The organism is Rhodothermales bacterium (assembly GCA_034439735.1).
GTDB lineage: Bacteria > Bacteroidota > Rhodothermia > Rhodothermales > JAHQVL01 > JAWKNW01.
Genome location: JAWXAX010000113.1, coordinates 1 through 4066, shown reverse-complemented (window position 1 = coordinate 4066; position 4066 = coordinate 1). Strand labels below are relative to the sequence as shown.

4 protein-coding genes are annotated in these 4066 nt (G+C 63.1%); 2 read left to right on the top strand and 2 right to left on the bottom strand.

The window, feature by feature from the left end; translation table 11 throughout:
- Together SH809_08905 and SH809_08900 are read left to right on the top strand one after the other, a co-directional pair.
- Nucleotides 1-185, top strand: a 185-nt coding sequence (locus SH809_08905) for a hypothetical protein (protein ID MDZ4699809.1), incomplete at its 5' end; no start/stop codon positions are given.
- A gap of 10 nt (nucleotides 186-195) precedes the next feature.
- Nucleotides 196-2043: a VCBS repeat-containing protein gene (locus tag SH809_08900; GenBank protein ID MDZ4699808.1), complete on the top strand. Its 1848-nt coding sequence runs from the start codon at nucleotides 196-198 to the stop codon at nucleotides 2041-2043.
- A 20-nt stretch (nucleotides 2044-2063) separates the two neighbouring features.
- Here the strand turns inward: SH809_08900 and SH809_08895 are convergent, their stop codons facing one another.
- Together SH809_08895 and SH809_08890 are read right to left on the bottom strand one after the other, a co-directional pair.
- Entirely contained in the window at nucleotides 2064-2804 is a 741-nt protein-coding gene (locus SH809_08895; protein MDZ4699807.1) for a glucosamine-6-phosphate deaminase, read from the bottom strand.
- Between the two features lie 68 nt (nucleotides 2805-2872).
- Entirely contained in the window at nucleotides 2873-3700 is an 828-nt protein-coding gene (locus tag SH809_08890) for a hypothetical protein (protein ID MDZ4699806.1), read from the bottom strand.
- Nucleotides 3701-4066 lie beyond the last annotated feature (366 nt).

Genomic DNA, 4066 nt, shown 5'->3' with positions numbered 1-4066 from the left:
CGCCGGCCACCGGCGCGGACCCTCAGGCGCACGCCGATCACAGCAACCATGGCGCGATGCCCGAAAAGCCGGCTGAACCGCAGCCGGGCTCCCTTGTCGTTATCGACACCGCCACCAATACCGTCATCAAAACGATCACCCTGCAGCACTACCCGTCGGGCCTCGGGACGAATGCACGTTTCTAATCGCTCCCCCATGAAGCACTCGATCGGGGTCTTGTTACTACTGCTCGTCTGCATGGGTGCTGGGTGCGCCTTGCGCCTGCCGGCCGCTCTGCCGGAAGCCGCGACCGGCCCACAGGACTCTGCCGCGCCGGAATTCGAGCGGGATGTCTTTGCGTTTGAGGTCCGCGATGGCGCCGGCCGGCTGTACGGCCACCCGTTCCTTGGCGGCCTGAACGTTCCGCGGCCCCAGTTCGTGGATATCGACGGCGATGGCGATGACGACCTCTTCCTGCAGAATATCACCGGCCAGATGATGTTCTTCGAACGGATCGGCACCCACCAGAATCCGGAATGGCGCTGGCAAACGGATCGCTATATGGATCTGGATATCGGCGAGTGGAGCCGATTCGTCGATATCGACGCCGATGGCGATTTCGACATCCTTGCGGAACGCCCCTTCAGCTACATGCAGCTGTATCACAACACGGGTTCATCCGAACGCGCGGTCTTTGCGGCCAACTCGGACACCGTGCGTAGCGCCACCGGAGCGCCTATCTTCGCGGACCGCCAGAATATCCCGAACTTCACTGACATCGACTGCGACGGCCTGCTCGACCTCTTCATCGGACGCGTCGAAGGGACGGTGATGCACTACGAGAGCACGGGACCGCCCAATGCACCGCTGCCGCAGTTTGGCCTCGTCGCCGAACGCTTCGAAAATATCGAGATCATCGGCCAGTTCGCCGGCAGCCGCCACGGCGCCAATACGATGGCGTTCCACGACTACGACGGCGACGGGGATCAGGACCTGTTCTGGGGCGACTTTTTCGAGCCAGGTGTCCTCTTCATCGAAAACACGGGCACCTGCGCGCAACCCTACCTCCGCAACGACCCGCAGCCCTTCCCCATCGGCAACCCGCTCATCACGACGGGCTACAACGCGCCGGCGTTTACCGATTGGGATAGCGACGGCGACAACGACCTCGTCGTCGGCGTCCTCGGGGGAGCATTTAACCCCAATCGCACGGCCGCCGAGAACCTCATCCTGATGGAGCGCACCGCCGAGGGCGGCTATGTGATTCGTGATCGCCGCTTTATCGCTGGCATCGATGTCGGCCTCGAAAGCATCCCGGCGTTTGTAGATCGGGATGGCGATGGCGACCAGGATATGATCGTCACAAACAAGATCGACCCCTCGACCGTCGAAAAAGCGCTCGCTTACTACTTCGAAAATACGGGATCACCCACGCATCCGGCCTTCCAACTGGCGGACACGCTCGACCTCCCCGCCATCTACCATCCCGCGCCGGCATTCGCCGATCTCGACGCAGACGGGGATCAGGATCTGCTCCTCGGCACCTGGTTTCAGGGCATGCAGATTCACTGGAATACCGGTACAGCTCAGACGCCAAACTATGTGCACGACGAACTGGCCACGGTGACGCTCTCGCGCGGCAGCAACAGCACGCCGGCGCTGGCCGATCTCGATAACGACGGCGACTTCGATCTCATGGCCGGCGAAGCCTCGGGCACGATCAACTTCTATCGCAACGACGGCACCCCGCAGAAACCTGCGTTCACGCTGGTTTCCGACGAGTTCATGGAGATCGACGGCGGCCGCCGCAGTTTCCCTGCGCTGGTGGATATCGAGGGCGATGGGGACTACGACCTCCTCGTCGGCCGGGAGAAGGGCGAGTTGATGCTCTTTCGCAATGTGGGAACGCCGGAGGTGATGGAGTTCACGGCGGAGCCTGAACTGTTGCCTCTCCCCATGCCGGCGCTGGCTACCCCCGCTTTTGTGGATATCGACGGCGACGGTGACCTGGACCTGTTTGTCGGGGGAGACAGCGGCGGCATCCTCTTTTATCGAAATCGGTAGATTCCAGACCTCTTATCCGGTCAGCGGCTGAGCCTCGCCGCGGCCTCGCCGTCCAGGAAGATCCCACATTGCGGATGACGCTGCAGGATCGACGCCGGCACCGCCGGCGTGACGGGCCCCTCCACCGCACCGCGCACCGCATGCGCTTTTCGGGCTTCAGGGACCGTGCAAATGATCGCTTCGCTGGCCATGATCCGGTGGACCGACATGGATACAGCCGTCCGCGGCACGTCCCCCAGCGTCGCGAACCACCCTTCTCCCAGCTGCTGCCGGCGGCACGCTTCATCGAGCGTCGCGACAAGGTAGGGCGCTGTCGTCTCGAAATCCGCGGGCGGGTCGTTAAACGCGAGGTGCCCGTTTTCGCCGATTCCCACAAAGCCTACATCGACGCGATGCCCGGCAATCAGTTCGGAAAGACGCATGGCTTCCGCGGTAGCGTCGATCTCGGCGTCGATATAATGGATCGCGCGGAGGGGCAGGGGGAGGATCCGGACGAATCGCTCCCATAGATATCTGCGGAATGAGGCCGGGTGGCTGATGGGAAGGCCGGCGTATTCGTCCAGGTGGAACGCCGTCACCCGCTGCCAGGCGATGTCGGGCAGGCTCGCCAGATGAGCCAGCATCTCGAACTGCGAAGCGCCGGTGGCCAGCACGATCGTGGCGTGTCCCGCCCGATCCAGGGCGGCGCGCAGGAGCCTGGCGCCGGCTTCCGCCGCGGCCATGCCGCAGGCGCGTTTGTCTGAGGAAAGGGTCAGCTGCATATCAAAAAACCCCCCACGCGTGCGGGAACGCGCGGAGGGTTCATTTATGGGTCATTGTGTGACATCGTTCAGGGTAAACGGGTCTCCGCGGGGCAGGGGGTGTCGTTGAGCAAGGAATCCCAGCAGCTCTTGACGCCCGAGCGGAAATTAGAAGCAGTGATCGAGCCGGTGCTGTCGGATGCGCTCCAGGTGACGAAGTGCTGGATGCTGGCGGCGGCCTGCAACCAGTCGAACGTCCTCAAGCTGTCGATCTCGGCATATTCGATGGTGTCGCCGGCGTTGTCTTCCGCGGTTACCGGAATGGTGTAGGTGATCGTCTTTTCCGTCTCGCTGACGATGGCGTATTCGGCGCTCAGGACATTCGTCGAGACGCCGTCGATCGGGTAAAAGAGGCTCCAGTTGCCCGAGGCGCCGTCGTCGGTCGTCCGCCCCGTAAACAGCTCGAAGTCATCCAGCGTCTCGCCGCCCATGCCGCCCTGCACGGTGATCCGCATGCTCCAGTCGGTCCCTTCATCGTGGCGGGTGCCAATAAGACTGTACGCGGTGCTGACGCCGTTGGCGACAGCCGTGGCCGCCCAGACCCACGAGTCATCCTCCGAAACCGCCTCGGCCTGGAGGGCCGAAGTCGTCAGGGCGGAGGGGATGATGAGGTTGGCTCCAAGCGCCAGAGAGACCGGCCAAACCCGGAGCGCGGCGGCGGCGAAATTGATGCCCACAGCCTGCTTGGGAGCGAGATTCTGGTTAAACAGATCGGTCTGCATGGTGAACGCCTCGGCCGGGAAGAGGTCCGGGGCGTCTCCGGCTTCGTCTTTGTTGCTGTCACAGCCGGCGGAGGTGACGACGATCAAGGCGATCAAGAAATAGGTAAATCGATATAATAAGCGCGTTGTTGACATGATGTACAGGATGGGTAGGTGAAACGGTAGGGCGGGTGTCCTCCGGGTCGAACCCGGCCCGGCTCAAATAATATGCCGGCGCTGATAGGTGGAATTTTACCCCTTCGAGCCCGGCGCGGGGTCGGTGGATCTCTTTTTGAGATGCCGGCCCGATCGCTTCTGGTGTAACGTAGCGGGGCTGTTGACGTTTCGGAGCGGGGCGTATACCTTTCCGCCGGCGACCCGCTACGCGGCGGGTCGCCGCCGTACACTTCATCGTCCCATCCCATGGAGCATCGCCTGCCCGACGGCGTCTACGCCGCCAGCCTCACGCCGCTGACGGCGGATCTGAAGGTCGACCACCCCCGCCTGGCCGCGCATGCGCGG